The following is a 17,847-nucleotide window of genomic DNA, read 5'->3' on the forward strand; positions in this document are numbered from 1 at the left end:
GGTATATAGGCGTCCGCTTACTTGGCTTCTTCCTCTTGACTAAACAGGGCATCGACAAAGTCTTTCGCATCGAAAGTTCTTAAATCATCGATCTGCTCACCCACACCTATATGTCTGATAGGTATACCAAACTTATCGGCAATGGCAAAGATCACCCCGCCCTTGGCCGTGCCGTCGAGCTTGCTCATGGTGATGCCTGTAACGCCAACCGCCTCTTTAAACAGCTGCGCCTGACTGATGGCATTCTGACCCGTACTCGCATCCAGGGTCAACATTACCTCGTGTGGGGCACTCTCATCTTGCTTCTTCATCACCCGCACGACTTTCTTCAGCTCATCCATTAAATGCGCTTTGTTTTGCAGTCGTCCAGCTGTGTCGGCGATCAGGATATCAATATTACGGGCACGCGCGGCCTGTAGCGCATCAAACAGCACAGAAGCACTATCGGCCCCCGTATGCTGAGCAATCACAGGAATATCGTTACGTTGACCCCAAACCTGCAGCTGCTCGACCGCTGCGGCGCGGAAAGTATCACCCGCCGCTAACATCACAGACTTGCCTTGCTGCTGATACTGCTTGGCCAGCTTGCCGATAGTCGTGGTCTTACCCACGCCATTCACGCCAACCATAAGGATCACAAATGGCCCTTCGCTGTTTTCCGGCACCAGAGGAATACTCACAGGTTCCAGCGTCTTTTGCATCTCTTCGCGCATCAGCTCGTACAGCGCCTCACCATCTTTTAGCTGGCGACGACTGGCCTGCTCGGTCAGCTTGGCGATCAGGCGACTGGTCGTTTCTACGCCAACATCGGCGATCAACAGCTGCTCTTCCAGCTCTTCAAACAGCTCATCATCTATCTTCTTGCCCTTGAACAGGCCGATGAATCCGCTACCGATATTTTCACTGGTGCGCTTAAGTCCGCGTTTGAGTCTGGCAAAGAAACCCTCTTTTGTCGGTTTCTGTTGTGGCTCAGGCTGCTTTTCCTGTTCTGCCTCAAGATTGGCCTGCTCGGCTTCCAGACGTGCCTGTTCGGCCTGCTCTGCTTCCAGACGTGCCTGCTCGGCTTGCTCTGCCGCCAGACGTGCCTGCTCGGCCTGCTCTGCTTCCAGACGTGCCTGTTCGGCCTGCTCTGCCGCCAGACGTGCCTGTTCGGCCTGCTCTGCTTCCAGACGTGCCTGCTCAGCTTGCTCTGCCGCCAGACGTGCCTGCTCGGCTTGCTCTGCTTCCAGACGTGCCTGCTCAGCTTGTTCTGCTGCCAAACGTGCCTGCTCAGCTTGCTCTGCTGCCAAACGTGCCTGCTCGGCTTGCTCTGCCGCTAGACGTTCCTGCTCGGCTTGCTCTGCCGCCAGACGCTCACTCTCTGCTTCGAGATGGGCTTGCTCTACCGCTAAACGCGCCTGCTCGGCCTGCTCTGCAGCCAGACGTTCCTGCTCGGCCTGCTCTGCAGCCAGACGTGCCTGCTCAGCCTGCTCTGCGGCCAGACGCTCACTCTCTGCTTCGAGATGGGCTTGCTCTGCCGCTAAACGCGCCTGTTCGGCCTGCTCTTCTTCCAGACGAGCCTGCTCAGCCAGCTCGGCTTCGTGACTAGCCTGTTCGGTTTCCGACTGGGTCGAAACTTCTACTTCTGGCGCCGCCGCTTCCTGCTGTGATTTATCTTTGCGGAACCAAGAAAAAAAACCTTTTTTTGCCATGTGTAATACCAGTACTCAACTAACTGATTTAAAATTCGCTATAAAGTCGTTTTGCGCCCGTCATTATAACCAGATAGTTAGACTTGTGACGCGGAAAAGCGCTGCATTTTTTGCCTAAACTCTCTGGCTTTGCACCTTTTTCTCGTGCTTTACGTTAAAATAGCAGCCTTAATTTAGCGCAACAGTCTATCACTTAATCCGGTGAGGCCAAATTGTCGCTAAATGAATCCACAAATATACAGGTAGAAAATGGCAAGAAATCGACCCGCAAGCGGACAGGTGAGGATCATCGCCGGACAGTGGCGCTCCAGACGACTCCCTATTCACGATCTCGAAGGGCTACGTCCCACCACAGATAGAGTCAGAGAAACCCTGTTTAATTGGCTGGCCAGCGATCTACCGGGCGCACGAGTCTTGGACTGCTTCGGAGGTAGCGGTGCGCTTTGCTTCGAGGCCCTTTCTCGCTACGCCAAATACGCAAAAGTATTCGAGCTACAAGCCAGCGCCGCTAAGCAGCTCAAGCAAAATCTAGCGACCCTAAAGTGTGATTGCGCCGATGTGGTACAAGGCGATACCTTAGCGCAACTTAAGACGCCACCCACTGAGGGGTTTGACATTATCTTTATCGATCCCCCTTTTCGCAAAGGGCTGGCACAGGCCTGCATCGATGGCCTCATCGCGCAATGCTGGTTAAATGACGATGCACTTGTCTATGTTGAGACCGAGAGCGAGCATTCTCCTTTAAAGCTCCCCTCTAATTGGATCCCCCTAAAAGAGAAGAAAGCCGGTCAGGTGACCTTTCGCCTGTTTCAGGTAGAGAAGCCAGAGGAAAACCAATGAAATTGATGATACTAGGTGGTAAGGCCATCACACTGTTTGCCTGGGGCGTAATGCTCTACAACCTGTTTGTGCCCGTTGAAGGCAATATAGGTACCCTGCTGACCATACTGCTGTTGATCACTCTCATTATGCATAGCATTCAGACGCTGATCTTTCGCACCCTGTTTAAGCCACTGATGACCATCACCTACGCGAACTACCTTAGCGTCATGTGCTTCGGTGTCTTTAGCCTGCTGGACTATCGCCAAAGGGTAATGAACCAGACAGCCCCACAAGGCCAATAATGCTCCACAAAAAAGCCCCCTTGCGGGGGGCTTTTACAATCCTATTCTCAAGCTGACAATATTCTCAAACTTATAAGCCAGGGACTCGTCCCTGATAATTGATCGGATAATATCCCTGGCTGTCACGCTTACCTAAGAAGCTCAGCGCTTGTTTCAGATCATCAGGCTGCGCCGCGGTTTCTTTGATCTTAGCGGTCACCTGTACCAGACTATCGGCTTTTAGCAACGCATGACCACTTAAGCCCAAGGCGTTCATGCTATCGTCTGTCAGCACCTTGATATTGCCATCAACACAACTGAGCGCCACCGCAACGTCACCCAGTGGATACTTGCCAAATTGATTGCTCACCTTGAGCTGCTGAGCAAAGACTTTACCCGTTAGCTGCTGACACCAGGGCGCTCCCTGTTCTAGTGATTGCAACATCAGGCTGAAATTACCGTCTACCTGGGTACGAAATGGCAGACGAGTATTGCCCACCAAGAAATCACTCGGCGCATCGAAACGCACGCCCGTCGCATCGATACCTGACATAGAGAGACTCACAAAGCCCTTACCGTTCACCGCTGTGGCGCGACTACCTATCACAAAGTCGATATTAGCCTTACCCATCAGCAGTCCCCAGGGACTCAGCTGCCAACTCACCTGTTCTAAGCGACGCTTTTGTAACACTAAGGTGTCGATTTCACCCGACCAGATGGTGCCAGAGATCCCTGAAACACTTACCTGTTTAGGCAAGGGAGCCAATTTTATCGCCAGACTCGCCGGAAAAAGGGCGACCAAAAACACCAGATAGGCGAGAACACCAATAACGATTTTTTTCACTACACTCACTAGAACACCTTAATACTGCTGTTTTACTGCGAGAACTGGATACGACGCACATTCACGAAACCTTGAGTTTCGCCCTCGGCCAGATCGATACTCTCCAATGACAAGCCTTTCTGCTGCACCAGATCGCTCAGATAATCGAGTAGCGAATCGAAGGGCACCTCATCCATCCAAATCTGAATTTTATTGCCCTGGGGCTGCATGCGGGTGATCTCCAGGCCATAGTTTTTAGCACTCTGAGTCACCACAGCACTGAGGCTGCCGGAAAATCCCTTCTGACCACCGGCTTGCTTGAGGCCAATAATCTTATTCGCCGTCTGCTTGACGTAATTCAAGGTGCTCTCTTGAGCCGTTAAATTACGCTCGGCATCGGCTTCGGCCTGGCTAATGGGTGTCCAGATCCCCCAATATAAGATGCCCAGCACCAATACTAAGGCACAAGCTGCCACGAGCTGTTGCTCGCGTAACACTAAGCCATTCCACCACGTCTTAATGTTATCCATCTTACTTGCTCCTTAGGGTTAAGGTACTGGTCACTTCATCTTCGCCACTGTTCATGGCACCCGAATCCACATTGAAACGAGTTGAAATAATCTCTTTAAACTCTTCGATCTGAGCATAACTCTTAGCGGTGATCTGCATCCGCAGTTCATTGCGGCCACTGTCAAAGCGCAAGCTGGTTGGCTTTAAATCAGGAACCTTATTAAAGCCCTCGGCCATATCGTCCAGCATGGTAAAGAAGGCCACACCACCACCGGCACCTTGCAGGGTACGCAGCTGACTCTCCATCTGCGAGCGAACGTTAACGATACGCGAGCTGCCCATCACCTGTTTAAAGATATCGGCCGTTTGCTGCTGCAACGCTTCACGCTCGACATTCATATGATGAATGTTCAGTCCCTTGTTGACCAAGGCCAACACCAAGGCCACCAAGACGACGATCGCCGCATTGCGCCACACCATAAGGTGCTTACTGTATTCTCGCTTAGGCGTATAGATGCCGCTGAGTAGATTAAGCGGCGCATTTAGGATCCCTTTGGCCAACACCAACATAGGCAGATCCAGCGGCTGGGGTTTCACCTCGACACCTTGGATCTCTAAATCACTGTAATTGGCCAGAGTAATCGGAGTCTCTTCTTGTCTCACGGCGAGCTTAGGCAATGCGGCCTGGAACCAAGCGGCATCCAGGCTAACACCACTGCCAGCACTGGTGCGCAGCAGGTAATCAGAGCCAAACTTCATCGCCGCCCATTGGCATTCCTGAAGCGGCAACGCCAGGCAATCGGGCACCAATTGACGCGCCTTGATACCGGCCTCGCTCAGCCAAGACAGCCAAGTCTGCATCTGCTCGTGGGCCACCACGGCAACACTCAAAGATTCACCATCACGGGGACCTGTGACGAAATGCAATTCATCGACATTTTCGGCCAGGTTCTCTTCCAGCATGAAAGGCAGTGCTTTCAGCGCCTGGCGCTGACCTTTTTCCGGTAGCTGCACAGATGTCAGGGTAATGGCTGAAGCAGGCACCAGAATATCGACCGGACGGTTACCGGCGCGTTCAGTCAGCGTCGACAAGCCTTGAGCATCGCTCAACTCTCCCGAAGCGATGATCTCCTGCTCCTGCTCCGACCATACCAGCCAAGAGCAGCTTTGCTCTGCGCTTCTTCCTAATCGGATAAATAATCTTTCACTCAATGTCTTTCTCCACAAGTCTCATGAAGTTGCTCTCGATGAGCTTGTCCTTTATTTGGCCCGGCCGAACCAGAGGTCCACCCAGGTGATTATTTTTGGCCGCCATATTGACGGGTCAAGACGTCCAGCTGGTTGTTACCGCCCACACGTAATACACTTTGCATTCTAAAGACGGCACTATCAACCTTAGCACCCGCCTCTAGTAGAAAATAGTTACTCTTCAAGCTAAAGCTCGACGACAAGTTCTTTTCCTGACGTAACCCTGCAATAGAACCGTTAGACCAGAAGTCTTCTATCGTCTCATAGCCGTCACCGGGGCGCTGGTTAATGATGCTTTCCGCCTCACCCACGCTGATCTTATTATCAAACATCCCCGCCAACAGCGCGGCCTGCTCTACCTCGATAGTATTTACGTTCAACACCTGGCGATCATAGCCGGGGATGGCACAAATATAAGGCGCTAACTTAAGGTAAACATCCTGGCTATAACCAAGCACCGCCCGCAGCTCGCTGCGATGACTCATCAAGGTATTAGCAGCACGATAAGGTACGGTGCGCGACTCATAGTCAGCATCTTCGGCACCGAAGGGACTCGCAACCGTATCTTCATCGATATAATCTTTTAGCGTATGGGTCAGGCGTTCAGCTGAAAAGTCATCCATGCCAAGCGCCACCAATAAGCCCTTAAACTGTATTGCCGCCAAAGGCAGCTTAGGCTGTCCGTTTTCAACCTCATTAGTCTCAATAGATAAGGCATTGAGATTAAAACACGACTGCATATCTGTGATACGCCCGCCTATCTCTCCCTGCTCAGCAGGAAACACCACGTCGGCCTGAGCCCAATATTGCTGCAGGTGAACCTTGCCCTCATCGGCATCCTCTAAGTCTTGCTTTAGCACCTTCTTCGCCAGCTCTTCGGCTGAGATGGCATACCAATATGCCTGATCATATTGCGCCAAGTTGATGGTGCGGCGCACCGAGATCTGATTCCGACTATTAATATTGGTGGCAATCACGGCAATCATGGCCACGATCAGTAGCACGACAATCAGCGCCACGCCACGCTGTTTTCCCGGCATGTTATTGGTCACCATCGTCTTCGCCACCCGATCCATCACCTTTACCGGCACCAGTGTTATTGCTGCCGCCGTTGTTGCCGCCGTTATTATTGTTACCGCTATTGTTGCCCGAGTTGTTATTTTCCTCGTCGCTATTAGCAGCTAATGTGGCACCAAGGGGGAGCAGGAACTTACGCTGCACCTTACCCATGCCTTCCACCTCGATCTCCATGGCGATCGCCTGCGGTAGGCTGGCACCATCGAATTTACGCTGCCATTTATCCTCAACAAAGAAGGAATACTCCACAGACAGCACATTCTTTATCACCACTGTCTTGATCGGATCGGCACCAAATTCCGGCTCGGGATAAGGAAAATACCAACGCTCGAGATTATTGTCCTGCACCACATAGGCCACAGACTGTAAACTGCCCCGGGGCAACAGACCATCTGGGTTTAACCAGCCGATACGGAAAAAGACGATAGCCTCAGATTCCGAATCAAACAGATCGTTACCTGTCTGTATTACGGTCGAGCCACGTCCGCCTTCGAGCAGGCGCGGTGTACGTGCCACCATCTGACCAAAGTCACGCTCTAATGCGCCAAACCCCTGTTGCATCGACTTCAGTCTCTGGGCAAACTCGGCAGTGACTTCATCGTTTTTCATTACAGTGCTAAGCACAGCGTTCGCCGCCAGCCCCAACATGGCAAAGATGGCGATGGCGATCAGCATCTCCAGCAGGGTGAAACCGCGAGTAGCCTTAATCATTCTTGAGTACATAGCTACTCACCTGGGCGATGATGCGGTTATAACGCTCATCGTCACTGACACTGATGCGTATCATACGAAAATTATCATCTGTGGTTTTCACCACCTCTTTACGCCAATACCACTCTTTGCCCGCCAGCTCAGTGCTGCCATCTTTACGCCCCAGATCGGGAAACTTCTTTTCTAATCTGGCGTCCACCATCTGATTACTGGCCACCCACTGCGCCAGGGTACGCTCCTCGAGTATGGGCATATTGGCCATCTGTTCGCCCAAGCTTTTGGTAATCGAAACGGCAGCAATAGCAAACACCATAAGGGCGACGATCACCTCAAGCAGTGTCATACCTGTGGCACGGCGCCTGGCCAAAAGGCTTCGATTTGGCATCGGCTTAATCATCGAACCCATCCTCTCTGCCGAGTCTCAGGCGGCCTAAGGCATCACCCACTACCAGCGCCTCAATCTCTTGACCGCGCTCATCTTTGGTCACAAAGGTCAGCTCAAAAGCGCTCATCTCGCCACTGGGAAACAGCATGACCTGGGGTTCAGGAAACTTTTTCTTCTCTTCGTCACTGGGCTCGATAAGCGGCTCATCGAACCAGGACTCATCATCTTCTTCATCGTCTTGGGTTAAAGGCAAACCATCGAGCACAAGATGCATCTCGACGCCAGGATCCATCTGTTTGGCAGCCAGCAGACGATCTTGCTGCAGCGGCTTCCATTTACCTTCATCGTAATAGACAAACTCATAGTGCTGCTTATCGATAACGATACCGATAAAGCGACCACTCAATATGGTTTCATCCAACACAAGTTCGCTCGCCGCGATAAACTGACGCGCCGTGCGCTCCAGCGTCTTATGCTGATCGGCACCGCTAGTGGTATAGGTCACCGCGGCGGCAGCCAATCCCATTAGCAAGACGACCAGCAAGACCTCTAGCAAGGTAAAACCGCTTTGGCGGACGCCGCGCATCGACAGACTCTGCTTAAGGCTTATTGGAAATCTTGCAGGTTCCAGTTACCGATATCATCTTCGGTACCTGGCTGACCGTCAGGCCCTGCGCTGAAAATATCGATCTTACCCTGCTCACCAGGGCTCAGTAGCAGGTAGTCGTTGCGCCATGGATCCTGTGGAAGACGCTTAACATAACCGTCGGCGCGGTAGTTGCGAGGCTCAGGTGAAATAGTCGGCTTCTGAACCAGCGCTTCTAATCCCTGCTCAGTGGTAGGGTAGACGCTGTTGTCCAAACGATACATGTCCAAGGCATTTTCCAGCGCAACAATGTCTGATACCGCCTTCTGAATATCGGCTTTATCTTTGTTGCCCATAAGGTTAGGCACAACCATAGAAGCAAGGATCCCTAAAATAACGATAACCACCATAACTTCTAATAGGGTAAAACCTTTTTGCTTGTTTCTTGCTTGCATTAATACTTCCTCTATAAAAAATGCCCTAACGTTTAGGGTTAGGACGGCTGTTGGCCATTAACGCCGTGGCGTTAACCGCTAATCATGTTATTCAGTTCTAAAATCGGCTGTAGGATCGCCAAGACGATAAACAGAACGACCGCGGCCATGCTGACGACCAGCATAGGTTCGAACACCCCAAGGGCGATGTTGACGTTTGACTCAAATTCTCTGTCTTGGTTGTCGGCGGCGCGCTCAAGCATCTGCTCCAGCTGACCACTCTTTTCACCCGAGCTGATCATATAGAGCATCATGGCGGGAAAAAGTTTAGTATTGGCCAGCGCCGCCCCTAAACTTGTGCCTTCACGTACCCTAGCCGTAGCCTCTTCAACCGCCGCGCGCACCCTGACATTCATCAAGACTTCGCTGGCGATACGCATGGCATCGAGCAGGGGCACCGAACTGGCGGTAAGAATACTCAAGGTGCGAGCAAATCGCGCCGTATTCAGCCCCTTACTCACCCGGCCAATCACAGGCATCTTTAATATGGCCGTATCGAACTTCATCCGATTCGCCGCGCTGCGCAGTAACTGCTTGGCACCCACGGCAAGCGCAATAAGCACCCCAATGACAATCAGACCATAATCACGTACAAAATCTGATGCCGCGATCAAAAACTGTGTGGTCCAGGGCAGTTCCTGCCCCATATGTTCAAATTGTCCCACAACCTGGGGCACCACGGCGGCCAATAAGATGGCAATTACACAGATGGCAACCAAGGTCAGCACAATAGGGTAGATCATCGCCTGAGTCATCTTGCTCTTAAGCTGCTGGCGTCGTTCTGTGTAGTCGGCGAGGCGGTTAAGCACCACCTCGAGATGGCCCGACTTCTCACCGGACGCGACCATGGCGCGATACAGATCATCGAAAATATGGGGGAATTCGGCCATAGAATCGGCCAGACTATAACCCTCGACAACACGAGAGCGCACCGCCATCACCATGCTGGCGAGGCGATCTTTCTCACACTGCTGACCTACGGCCTTGAGCGCCTCTTCCACCGGTAGACCGGCGGCGACCAAAGTCGCGATTTGGCGGGTGATTAAGGCGAGTTCGGCAACAGAGATGCCGCGCTTAAAGCTAAAGCCAGCGCTTTTCGCCTTCGCCTCTTTCTCCACCACAGGGGTGATCTCTAGTGGCATCAGACGCAGCTCGCGCAATTGCCCCCTGGCATGACGAGCCGTGTCGGCTTCGACAACCCCTTTCTGCTGCTTGCCTTTGGCGTTTAACGCCTTGTACTCAAATGCTGGCATGGCTACTCCTCACGAGTGACGCGTAACACTTCTTCCAGCGTAGTAACCCCGGCAAGGACTTTACTCATACCGTCATGGCGAATGCTTGGTACCGTCTTACGAATGTGTTTCTCAATGGCTAATTCGCCGCGTCCGGTGTGGATCAGCTCGCGGACGTTATCGTCCACCAACAGCAGTTCGTGAATGCCGGTTCGGCCACGATAGCCGTTATTGCCACAGGCCGAACAACCCGTCGCACGGTAAATAGTACAAGGCTCATCTTCGCTGATCCCCAAAAGCTCACGCTCACGCAGATCTGGCGTGTGCGCACTCTTACAATGAGGACACAAGGTACGGATAAGGCGCTGTGCCAGCACCCCGAGCAGACTCGAGGACACCAGGAAGGGCTCGACGCCCATATCTTGTAGACGAGTAATGGCGCCTGAGGCGGTATTGGTATGCAGAGTCGAGATCACCAAGTGACCGGTAAGTGATGCCTGTACGGCGATCTGTGCCGTTTCCAGGTCACGGATCTCACCAATCATCACCACATCCGGGTCTTGACGCAGAATCGCCCTCAATCCTCTGGCGAAGGTCATATCGACCTTGGTATTCACCTGAGTCTGACCTATGCCCGCCAGCTCATACTCGATAGGGTCTTCGACGGTTAGGATGTTGGTGTCGATGGAGTTGATCTCGGTCAGACCCGCGTACAGAGTGGTACTCTTACCCGAGCCGGTAGGGCCCGTCACCAAGATGATACCGTGAGGCTTGCGGATCAGTTCATCGAACTGATGGCGAATCTCATCTGTCATTCCTAATTGTTTGAGATCTAAGTTACCGGCGTTCTTATCCAGTAGACGCAGCACCACACGCTCACCATGGCTAGATGGCATGGTGGAAACACGCACGTCGACCGCACGTCCGGCAATACGCAGCGAGATACGGCCATCTTGGGGCACGCGCTTCTCGGCGATATCCAGACGCGCCATAACCTTGATACGGGAAACCAGCAGCGAAGAGAGCTTACGATTGGGCTTGAGTACCTCTTTGAGCACGCCGTCGACACGGAATCGCACCACCAGCTGCTTCTCGTAAGTCTCGATATGAATATCCGAGGCTTCCTCTTTGATCGCTTCCGACAGGAGTGCGTTGATCAGCTTGATGATAGGCGCATCGTCATCGCCTTCGAGCAGATCTTCTGTCTGAGGTAGCTCTTCTGCCAGAGTGAACAGATCCATCTCGTTACCGATATCTTCCATCAGCTGCTGCGCCTCAGAAGAGTTGGCCTGATAGACCTGAGTCAGCTTGGCCTCGAACACAGATGGTTCAAGCTCTGCCAATGCCAGCTCTTGCCCAGTGTAACGACGCACCTCCAGCATGGCATCGATAGGCGTATTAACCGTATGGTAGAGCGTCAGAAGCTCATCTTCGCCCTTTTCTAGCACCAACTCGAATCGGTGAGCAAAGGCAAAAGGTAAGCGATCGCGACTCGTTGAGTGAAACACCTCATCTGATTCGGCCTCCGAGGCCAGCCCGAGCTCACTCGTTACCTGGGCCAGATCCTCGTTCTGTGTGGCTTGAATATCACTCATCAGTCTTATCTTGCTGCTTGTTTTCGTTAATTTGTCTCAGCGCAGGGTCAGTTTCACGCATCTTGGTCTCTAACCCTTTGCGATCCTTGTATCGCTGCAGCACATCATTAACTTCTGGTGGCAAGTACTCTTCCTGGCTCCACTCTTCCAATACCGGCACGTTAGTGTTCGGCATCAGGTTCACACCACGCTCCTGCTGCTGTAGCTGCAGGGCTCTGAAGTAGTTGTACTTACGACCGGCAATACCTTCCATGGTCACGCCATCACGAATAATGGTCGGCTTGATAAATACCATAAGGTTTTTCTTCTTCTTGCCGCTAGATGATGACTTAAATAGGTGACCTAAGATTGGGATATCACCCAGGAAAGGTACCTTCTGCACACTCTCCTGTACTTCTTCATTAATCAGACCACCGAGCACCACGATCTGGCCCGAATCGGCCATCACAGTGGTGGTCAGGCGACGGGTAGCAAAGGTCACATCGACCCCTGTCTTACCGTTAATGCCTGAGACTTCTTGCTCAATGGTTAATTTAACCGTAGTGCCTTCGTTGATCTGTGGCACCACCTTTAACTTCACACCGACTTCCTTACGCTCAACCGTCTGGAAGGGGTTGCTGTTACCATTGCTGGAGTTTTGGCTACCTGTGAGGATTGGCACTTCATCACCTACGATGAAGGACGCTTCCTGGTTATCCAGTGTGGTAATCGAAGGCGTTGCCAGTACGTTCGACTTAGTATCGCTGGAAACGGCTTGAATCAGGGCGCCAAAATCGCCCATGGCCACACCCCAGGCCATACCGTTAACCTTGCCCAGCGCTTGGGCTAGCAGAGTGATATCACCTTGTTTATCTGGATTTTTCTTGTCGTATTCGCCAGTAATAGGATCTCGAACATAATCGCCTTCTATAGGCTGAGCCTGCCAGATACCGGCACCGATCTCACCGATAGTCGGGCCTAGGTTATTAAACTGGGTACCACCACCGGCCTCTGTGGCCCACTGGATACCGAAACCTACATCATCACCCTCTGACACTTCTACGATAATGGCTTCAACCAATACCTGCGCCCGGCGAATATCCAGCTGATTAATCACGCTTTCAATAGTACGCATCTGATCGGGCTCGGCGCTGATCACCAGGGCGTTGGTGTCTGGGTGAGCCATGATGTTAATTTCATTGCGGCGCTTGCTGCGCCCGCCCTGTGCCTGACCGCCATCTTGGTCATTAGCCAGTTTCTCGGCAAACCCGGTTAACACTTCCACCAGATCTTCGGCCTTGGCGTAACGCAGGTAGCGAACCTTAGTATTGCCTGTTGTTGCCTGCTCGGCATCCAATTTCTTGATCAGGCTGACCACGCGCTGGCGACTCTTCTCATCACCACTGACGATAACGGCGTTGGTACGCTCATCGGCGACCACTTTAGGTGCCTGGCCCGGCAGTTGCGATTGGTTTGCCGTTGAACGATACAGGGTATCTATGATGCGCACCATTTCGCCCGCTGAGGCATATTCCAGCGGCACCACTTGCACCTCGGTATCACCCTGCTTATCGACGCGGCGAACGATCTCTACCAGCTTGTTTACCACGGCTGCGCGGCCCGAAATCATCAGGACGTTAGAGGGGTCATAGTTAACTACGTTACCGCCACCGGCGTTATCGTTAAGCTGACGCAGTAAGGGAGCGAGCTGTTTAGCCTCTGTGTTATAGAGGGCGACGATACGGGTAACCATCTCGTCACCCAGGCCTGGCGCCTGGTCATCGGCAACGCGAATGGCCGAGGTCTTGGCGTCTTTGTCCTTGATCACCTTGATGATGTTGTTATCCATCTCGACGACGGCGTAGCCATAGACCTGCAACACATTGAGGAAGAACTGGTAATACTGCTCATCATTGAGCAGATCATAGCTGCGGACGTTAATTTTACCGCGCACGGTTGGGTCGACGATGATAGTTCGATTCAGGTTTTTACCAACAATATTGATAAATTCCTGAATGTCTGTGCCCTTGAAATTAGCCGCATATTGTTCCGACCACGCCAGTTGTGGTGCCAGTAACGAGGCCCCCATCACGACGCTCGCGATAAGATTGCGGCGTATTTTCTTATTATTCATTAATGACTTCCCCTAAACCCTTTTTATTGCGGCAAACTAAACATGATCTCGACCAGCTGACCTTCTCTTTCTACCATCAAAGAAATCTCGGTCAATTCTGGCAACTGGGCCATCACTTCCAATGCTTGGCTCATATCAGTCAGATCATAGCCGTTCATTGATTTTGCTAAATCGTTGGCCTTAAAGCCAGCTTGTTCAAATAATTCTCTGTCCTTACCCGGATTCAAACGGTATCCCTGCAATTCGCCACCGGCGTTAACAGGTGAAATCGCCAGGTAATCGGTGAGCTTACTGGGGTCATCCAGCAAAGCATCGCGCGACTCTTCTATCTCTCTTGAAACGTCACTATTGCTGCGATTATCTATGGTACGCACATCGCGAGAGGAACGCGCCTCTTGTAACAGGGTATTGGCTTCGCCCTGGGTCTCATACTTAAGCCCGTCGAGCATCAGGGTCTCGTATCGGCCACTGTTGGAGATAATAATGCGATCGGCATACACCTCTTTCAGTGACGCCGAAGTACCTTTAATCTTGTCACCTAGGCTATAGGTATTTTGACTGCCACCAGACTCGATCACCGCCAGCCCTTTCTGCTCGGCTGTTGAAGCGACCACGCCGGTGAGTTGGATAGACAATGAAGTCTTAGGCGCATCGGTAATTTTCTCTTCCACGACTGGCTTAGGCTTATCCGTATTGGGATCCGCCTGACCAAAAAGACCTAAGGCTTGCAGCCTGGAAACATTTACCTGCGATGACGACCCGCTACTGGCTACAGGCGTGGGTTGCCATTTTTGTGGGGTTTCGGCAACGGGAACCAACTTCCATGTGATCTGCGCCAAAAGATAGATAGCGATAATCAAACCGAGCCAGAAGGCGGCCGAACTCAGTGGCTTATGCGGGATCGCAGCTGCCTTAGATATTACTTTGTCTAATAAATCCATATTTTGTGGACCCTCAGTCAGGTCTCTAATCTGATTATAATAATTTCCAATCTGTGGCTCATGCTAACCTACACAGCTAATCGCAACAAGCCCATAACAGTCTCTTTATTGGCCTCTAGAGGCGATTTATGCTAACTTTACGCGCCTAAAAAGGGTGTGAAGTCTGTCGCTATCTCAGCGGTTTGCCAAGCATAAGTATGGACTAAATATTCAGGCTGTGAACTTGCACATCTTTATACACTTAAGGAGACCTAATCACCATGACCTCGGAACAACAAATCGCGGTTAGGCTCGACAAATGGTTATGGGCAGCCCGTTTCTACAAAACTCGTGCTATCGCCAAAGAGATGATCAATGGCGGTAAGGTGCACTACAATGGTCAGCGCACCAAATCGAGTAAGATGGCTGAAGTCGATGCCGTGGTTAGACTAAGACAAGGATATGACGAAAAAGAGATCGTCATAAAAAAATTATCAGAACAGCGCCAAAAGGCGGTGATCGCCCAAACCTTATATGAAGAGACGCCAGAAAGCATAGCCAAACGTGAGACCTATGCCGAGGCAAGACGCTTGAATGTGCTGAACAATCCCGCGCCGGATACCAAGCCAGACAAGAAGCAACGTCGCCAACTAATACGCTTTAAAGAAAGCTAACTGTGAGACACAAATGAGTAAAGATATCTTAAACCGTTACCTATTCGACAACGCCGATGTGCGCGGACAAATCGTACAGCTAGAGAAGAGCTATCAGGAGATCTTGTCGGCCCACACCTACCCAGAAGCGATTCAGTGCCTGCTGGGCGAGCTGATGGCGGCCACCTCTTTACTCACGGCTACGCTTAAGCTTGATGGCGACATCAGTATTCAGGTGCAAGGCAATGGTCCCGTCTCTCTGGCGGTGATTAATGGCAACAACCTGCAGCAGCTGCGCGGCGTTGCACGTTGGGAAGGCGAAGTCGCCAAAGATGCCACCCTGCAACAGCTGATGGGCCAAGGCCACATGGTGATCACCCTGACCCCGAGCAACGGCGAGCGTTATCAAGGTGTGGTGGCGCTGGAGAAGGAAACCCTGGCCGAGTGTCTGGAGCAATACTTCCTCCAGTCTGAACAGCTGCCTACCGCCATCCGTCTATTTGCCAATGGCAAGCAAGCTGCCGGCATGTTGCTACAGGTTCTGCCCGGTGAAAATGAGCACAATGAAGAGTTCGAGCACCTGGAACAGCTAACTAGCACCATCAAGGCCGAAGAGCTATTTGAGCTGGAAGCCACCGAAGTGCTACACCGCCTATACCATCAGGAAGAGGTACGCCTGTTCGATCCGATCGAAGTCACCTTCTCCTGCACCTGCTCACGTGAGCGTAGTGGCCAGGCCCTACGCACCGTCACTAAAGCTGAGCTGGATGCCATCTTAGCCGAGCAGGGTAAGATTGAAATGGGCTGCGAATACTGTAATAGCAGCTACAGCTTCGACTCCATCGATGTTGAGGCCCTATTCAAAAACGCCCCGACGTCGGATACCAAGCAGTAAGCCAGCGACTTTATTTCGCTAGATTAAGAGGATGCCTGTGCGCATCCTCTTTTTTTCGCAATTTTCGAGATCTTCCTCACACATTCAATTCCGCTTAAGTTACAATCGAGCTCTGCCTAACATGCAGACAAAAAAATAACAAGCTGGCACAGACCAGCCAACCCTACTCGAATGATGGAGACCTTACAGATGGCGGATGGATCTAAGCAAACTCATAAAAATCCCTCTACAGCACAACTAGTTGAGTTTGCACTCGCACGCGGCGAAGGAGAGCTGACGGCGAATGGTGCATTAGTGGCAAAAACTGGCGAGCGCACAGGACGTTCACCTAACGACCGCTTTATCGTGAAAGAAGCGAGCAGCGAAAACGATATCGATTGGGGTTCGGTCAACAAGCCGTTCGCCATGGATGCCTTTAATGCCCTGTGGGATCGCGTTGCAACCTACCTGGCCGACAAGGAGACCTTTGTTTCTGAACTGGAAGTGGGTGCCGATCCTGAACATTACCAACCCATTGAAGTCAAAACAGAAACCGCCTGGCATCAACTCTTCGCCCGCAACCTGTTTATCGTACCTGAGCAGTTCAACGTCGCCAACAAACCCGTTTGGCAGATCATGAACGCGCCGGGTTTCGAGTGTGATCCTGCCCGTGATGGCACCAACTCAGATGCTACCGTGATCATCAACTTTGCCGATCGCAAGGTGCTGCTGGCAGGTCTGAAATACGCCGGCGAAATGAAGAAGTCTATGTTCTCGGTACAAAACTTCCTGCTACCAGCCAAAGGCGTGCTGCCAATGCACTGCTCAGCTAACGTCGGCAACGAAGGCGACACCACCCTATTCTTCGGCCTGTCAGGCACAGGCAAAACCACACTGTCAGCCGATCCTAAGCGTTTCCTTATTGGTGATGACGAGCATGGTTGGGCACCTGGCGGTGTCTTCAATATCGAAGGCGGTTGCTACGCCAAGTGTATTGATCTGAGCCAGAAGAACGAACCTGTTATCTGGGATGCTATCCGTTTCGGTACTGTGCTGGAAAACGTCACTCTGGACGAGAACCGCGTTCCTGACTACAGCAACACAGAGCTGACCGAAAACAGCCGCGCCGCCTACCCGCTAGAGCATATCGCTCAACGTAAGGAAGAGAACCGTGGCGCCGAGCCAAATGCCGTGGTCTTCCTGACCTGCGACGTGTCTGGCGTATTGCCTCCTGTGTCTAAGCTCAGCAAAGAGCAGGCGGCCTATCACTTCCTGTCTGGCTATACGGCTAAAGTGGGTTCGACCGAGATGGGCTCTACCTCTGCGATTCAGTCAACTTTCTCGACTTGTTTCGGCGCGCCTTTCTTCCCACGTCCGGCTGGCGTTTACGCCGAGCTACTAATGAAGCGTATCGAGTCATTCGGTAGCCAGGTCTACCTGGTCAACACTGGCTGGACTGGCGGCCCACACGGTGTAGGTAAGCGATTCGACATCCCAACGACCCGCGCCATCGTCGATGCCATCGTTAGCGGCGAGCTGAAAGATGTTGAAACTGTTCACATCGACAAGCTAAACCTTGACGTGCCTGTGGCCGTGTCTGGCGTTGACAGCAAGCTGCTGAACCCGGTCAATACCTGGGCCGATAAGGCTGAGTACGCTAAGTATGCTCAGCAACTGGCCGAAGAGTTTGCCGCAAACTTTACCAAGTACGACGTGTCTGACGCCATCAAGCAGGCAGGTCCTAAGGCTTAAGCCCTAGGTCAAAGCGCTTAGAAATCAATGGCCCTTCGGGGCCATTTTTTATTGCCCACGAATCAGTAAGCCCAGTCGCT

At 52.1% G+C, this 17,847-nt stretch carries 18 protein-coding genes; 5 read left to right on the forward strand and 13 right to left on the reverse strand.

The annotated features are described in order from the left end of the window. Positions 1–17: 17 nt before the first annotated feature. The gene (ftsY, locus tag CFF01_RS17900) at positions 18–1,691 is read right to left on the reverse strand and encodes a signal recognition particle-docking protein FtsY (RefSeq protein ID WP_088905689.1); all 1,674 of its coding nucleotides are present in this window, start codon (positions 1,689–1,691) and stop codon (positions 18–20) included. 249 nt (positions 1,692–1,940) lie between these two features. On the opposite strand from ftsY, the gene rsmD reads away from it, so the two are divergent. Both rsmD and CFF01_RS17910 read left to right on the forward strand, forming a co-directional pair. Then, entirely contained in the window at positions 1,941–2,531 is a 591-nt protein-coding gene (rsmD, locus tag CFF01_RS17905; RefSeq protein ID WP_088905690.1) for a 16S rRNA (guanine(966)-N(2))-methyltransferase RsmD, read from the forward strand. Further along, positions 2,528–2,815, forward strand: coding sequence for a DUF1145 domain-containing protein (locus tag CFF01_RS17910; RefSeq protein WP_088905691.1), 288 nt, complete (start codon positions 2,528–2,530; stop codon positions 2,813–2,815). Before rsmD ends, CFF01_RS17910 begins: the two co-directional genes overlap by 4 nt. A gap of 70 nt (positions 2,816–2,885) precedes the next feature. On the opposite strand, the gene CFF01_RS17915 is transcribed toward CFF01_RS17910, so the two are convergent. From CFF01_RS17915 to gspC, 12 genes are all read right to left on the reverse strand, one after another. Beyond that, positions 2,886–3,647 (reverse strand): type II secretion system protein N, encoded by a 762-nt coding sequence (locus CFF01_RS17915; protein ID WP_088905692.1) that lies wholly within the window; start codon positions 3,645–3,647, stop codon positions 2,886–2,888. A gap of 23 nt (positions 3,648–3,670) precedes the next feature. Beyond that, positions 3,671–4,147: a type II secretion system protein M gene (locus CFF01_RS17920; protein ID WP_033540275.1), complete on the reverse strand. Its 477-nt coding sequence runs from the start codon at positions 4,145–4,147 to the stop codon at positions 3,671–3,673. Between the two features lies 1 nt (position 4,148). After that, a complete protein-coding gene (gspL, locus tag CFF01_RS17925) occupies positions 4,149–5,339 on the reverse strand; it encodes a type II secretion system protein GspL (RefSeq protein ID WP_088905693.1) in 1,191 nt (396 codons plus the stop codon). Positions 5,340–5,425: 86 nt separating this feature from the next. Further along, complete coding sequence (gspK, locus tag CFF01_RS17930; protein WP_088905998.1) at positions 5,426–6,415, reverse strand: type II secretion system minor pseudopilin GspK; 990 nt, start codon at positions 6,413–6,415, stop codon at positions 5,426–5,428. A 1-nt stretch (position 6,416) separates the two neighbouring features. Beyond that, complete coding sequence (gene gspJ / locus CFF01_RS17935; protein ID WP_088905694.1) at positions 6,417–7,175, reverse strand: type II secretion system minor pseudopilin GspJ; 759 nt, start codon at positions 7,173–7,175, stop codon at positions 6,417–6,419. After that, positions 7,156–7,560 (reverse strand): type II secretion system minor pseudopilin GspI, encoded by a 405-nt coding sequence (gspI, locus tag CFF01_RS17940; protein ID WP_081953852.1) that lies wholly within the window; start codon positions 7,558–7,560, stop codon positions 7,156–7,158. Before gspI ends, gspJ begins: the two co-directional genes overlap by 20 nt. Beyond that, entirely contained in the window at positions 7,553–8,134 is a 582-nt protein-coding gene (gene gspH, locus CFF01_RS17945; protein WP_033540278.1) for a type II secretion system minor pseudopilin GspH, read from the reverse strand. The genes gspI and gspH overlap by 8 nt, the downstream gene beginning before the upstream one ends. Positions 8,135–8,154: 20 nt before the next feature. Next, on the reverse strand, positions 8,155–8,589 hold the full coding sequence (gspG, locus tag CFF01_RS17950) for a type II secretion system major pseudopilin GspG (protein WP_011867410.1): 435 nt from the start codon (positions 8,587–8,589) through the stop codon (positions 8,155–8,157). Positions 8,590–8,660: 71 nt separating this feature from the next. Further along, positions 8,661–9,881 carry a type II secretion system inner membrane protein GspF gene (gene gspF / locus CFF01_RS17955; protein WP_033540279.1) on the reverse strand — a complete coding sequence of 407 codons (1,221 nt, stop codon included), beginning with the start codon at positions 9,879–9,881 and terminating at the stop codon, positions 8,661–8,663. Positions 9,882–9,883: 2 nt separating this feature from the next. After that, positions 9,884–11,455, reverse strand: coding sequence for a type II secretion system ATPase GspE (gene gspE / locus CFF01_RS17960; protein ID WP_088905695.1), 1,572 nt, complete (start codon positions 11,453–11,455; stop codon positions 9,884–9,886). Continuing rightward, a complete protein-coding gene (gene gspD, locus CFF01_RS17965) occupies positions 11,448–13,568 on the reverse strand; it encodes a type II secretion system secretin GspD (protein ID WP_088905696.1) in 2,121 nt (706 codons plus the stop codon). The genes gspE and gspD overlap by 8 nt, the downstream gene beginning before the upstream one ends. Before the next feature lie 23 nt (positions 13,569–13,591). Continuing rightward, entirely contained in the window at positions 13,592–14,509 is a 918-nt protein-coding gene (gene gspC, locus CFF01_RS17970) for a type II secretion system protein GspC (protein ID WP_033540282.1), read from the reverse strand. A gap of 260 nt (positions 14,510–14,769) precedes the next feature. On the opposite strand from gspC, the gene hslR reads away from it, so the two are divergent. From hslR to CFF01_RS17985, 3 genes are all read left to right on the forward strand, one after another. After that, positions 14,770–15,162 (forward strand): ribosome-associated heat shock protein Hsp15, encoded by a 393-nt coding sequence (gene hslR / locus CFF01_RS17975; RefSeq protein WP_033540283.1) that lies wholly within the window; start codon positions 14,770–14,772, stop codon positions 15,160–15,162. A gap of 13 nt (positions 15,163–15,175) precedes the next feature. Beyond that, positions 15,176–16,036 (forward strand): Hsp33 family molecular chaperone HslO, encoded by an 861-nt coding sequence (hslO, locus tag CFF01_RS17980; RefSeq protein WP_033540284.1) that lies wholly within the window; start codon positions 15,176–15,178, stop codon positions 16,034–16,036. A 189-nt stretch (positions 16,037–16,225) separates the two neighbouring features. After that, positions 16,226–17,767, forward strand: coding sequence for a phosphoenolpyruvate carboxykinase (locus CFF01_RS17985; protein ID WP_088905697.1), 1,542 nt, complete (start codon positions 16,226–16,228; stop codon positions 17,765–17,767). The last annotated feature ends 80 nt before the right edge of the window (positions 17,768–17,847 follow it).

Source organism: Shewanella marisflavi (assembly GCF_002215585.1).
GTDB lineage: Bacteria > Pseudomonadota > Gammaproteobacteria > Enterobacterales > Shewanellaceae > Shewanella > Shewanella marisflavi.

Bases quoted from the DNA above. Each gene is read 5' to 3' on its own strand.
- CFF01_RS17920 (WP_033540275.1), bottom strand. From the start codon at position 4,147: ATGGATAACATTAAGACGTGGTGGAATGGCTTAGTGTTACGCGAGCAA.
- ftsY (WP_088905689.1), bottom strand. From the start codon at position 1,691: ATGGCAAAAAAAGGTTTTTTTTCTTGGTTCCGCAAAGATAAATCACAG.
- hslR (WP_033540283.1), top strand. From the start codon at position 14,770: ATGACCTCGGAACAACAAATCGCGGTTAGGCTCGACAAATGGTTATGG.
- gspC (WP_033540282.1), bottom strand. From the start codon at position 14,509: ATGGATTTATTAGACAAAGTAATATCTAAGGCAGCTGCGATCCCGCAT.
- CFF01_RS17910 (WP_088905691.1), top strand. From the start codon at position 2,528: ATGAAATTGATGATACTAGGTGGTAAGGCCATCACACTGTTTGCCTGG.
- gspG (WP_011867410.1), bottom strand. From the start codon at position 8,589: ATGCAAGCAAGAAACAAGCAAAAAGGTTTTACCCTATTAGAAGTTATG.
- gspD (WP_088905696.1), bottom strand. From the start codon at position 13,568: ATGAATAATAAGAAAATACGCCGCAATCTTATCGCGAGCGTCGTGATG.
- rsmD (WP_088905690.1), top strand. From the start codon at position 1,941: ATGGCAAGAAATCGACCCGCAAGCGGACAGGTGAGGATCATCGCCGGA.
- hslO (WP_033540284.1), top strand. From the start codon at position 15,176: ATGAGTAAAGATATCTTAAACCGTTACCTATTCGACAACGCCGATGTG.
- gspK (WP_088905998.1), bottom strand. From the start codon at position 6,415: ATGCCGGGAAAACAGCGTGGCGTGGCGCTGATTGTCGTGCTACTGATC.
- gspH (WP_033540278.1), bottom strand. From the start codon at position 8,134: ATGCGCGGCGTCCGCCAAAGCGGTTTTACCTTGCTAGAGGTCTTGCTG.
- CFF01_RS17985 (WP_088905697.1), top strand. From the start codon at position 16,226: ATGGCGGATGGATCTAAGCAAACTCATAAAAATCCCTCTACAGCACAA.
- gspJ (WP_088905694.1), bottom strand. From the start codon at position 7,175: ATGTACTCAAGAATGATTAAGGCTACTCGCGGTTTCACCCTGCTGGAG.
- gspF (WP_033540279.1), bottom strand. From the start codon at position 9,881: ATGCCAGCATTTGAGTACAAGGCGTTAAACGCCAAAGGCAAGCAGCAG.
- gspE (WP_088905695.1), bottom strand. From the start codon at position 11,455: ATGAGTGATATTCAAGCCACACAGAACGAGGATCTGGCCCAGGTAACG.
- gspI (WP_081953852.1), bottom strand. From the start codon at position 7,560: ATGATTAAGCCGATGCCAAATCGAAGCCTTTTGGCCAGGCGCCGTGCC.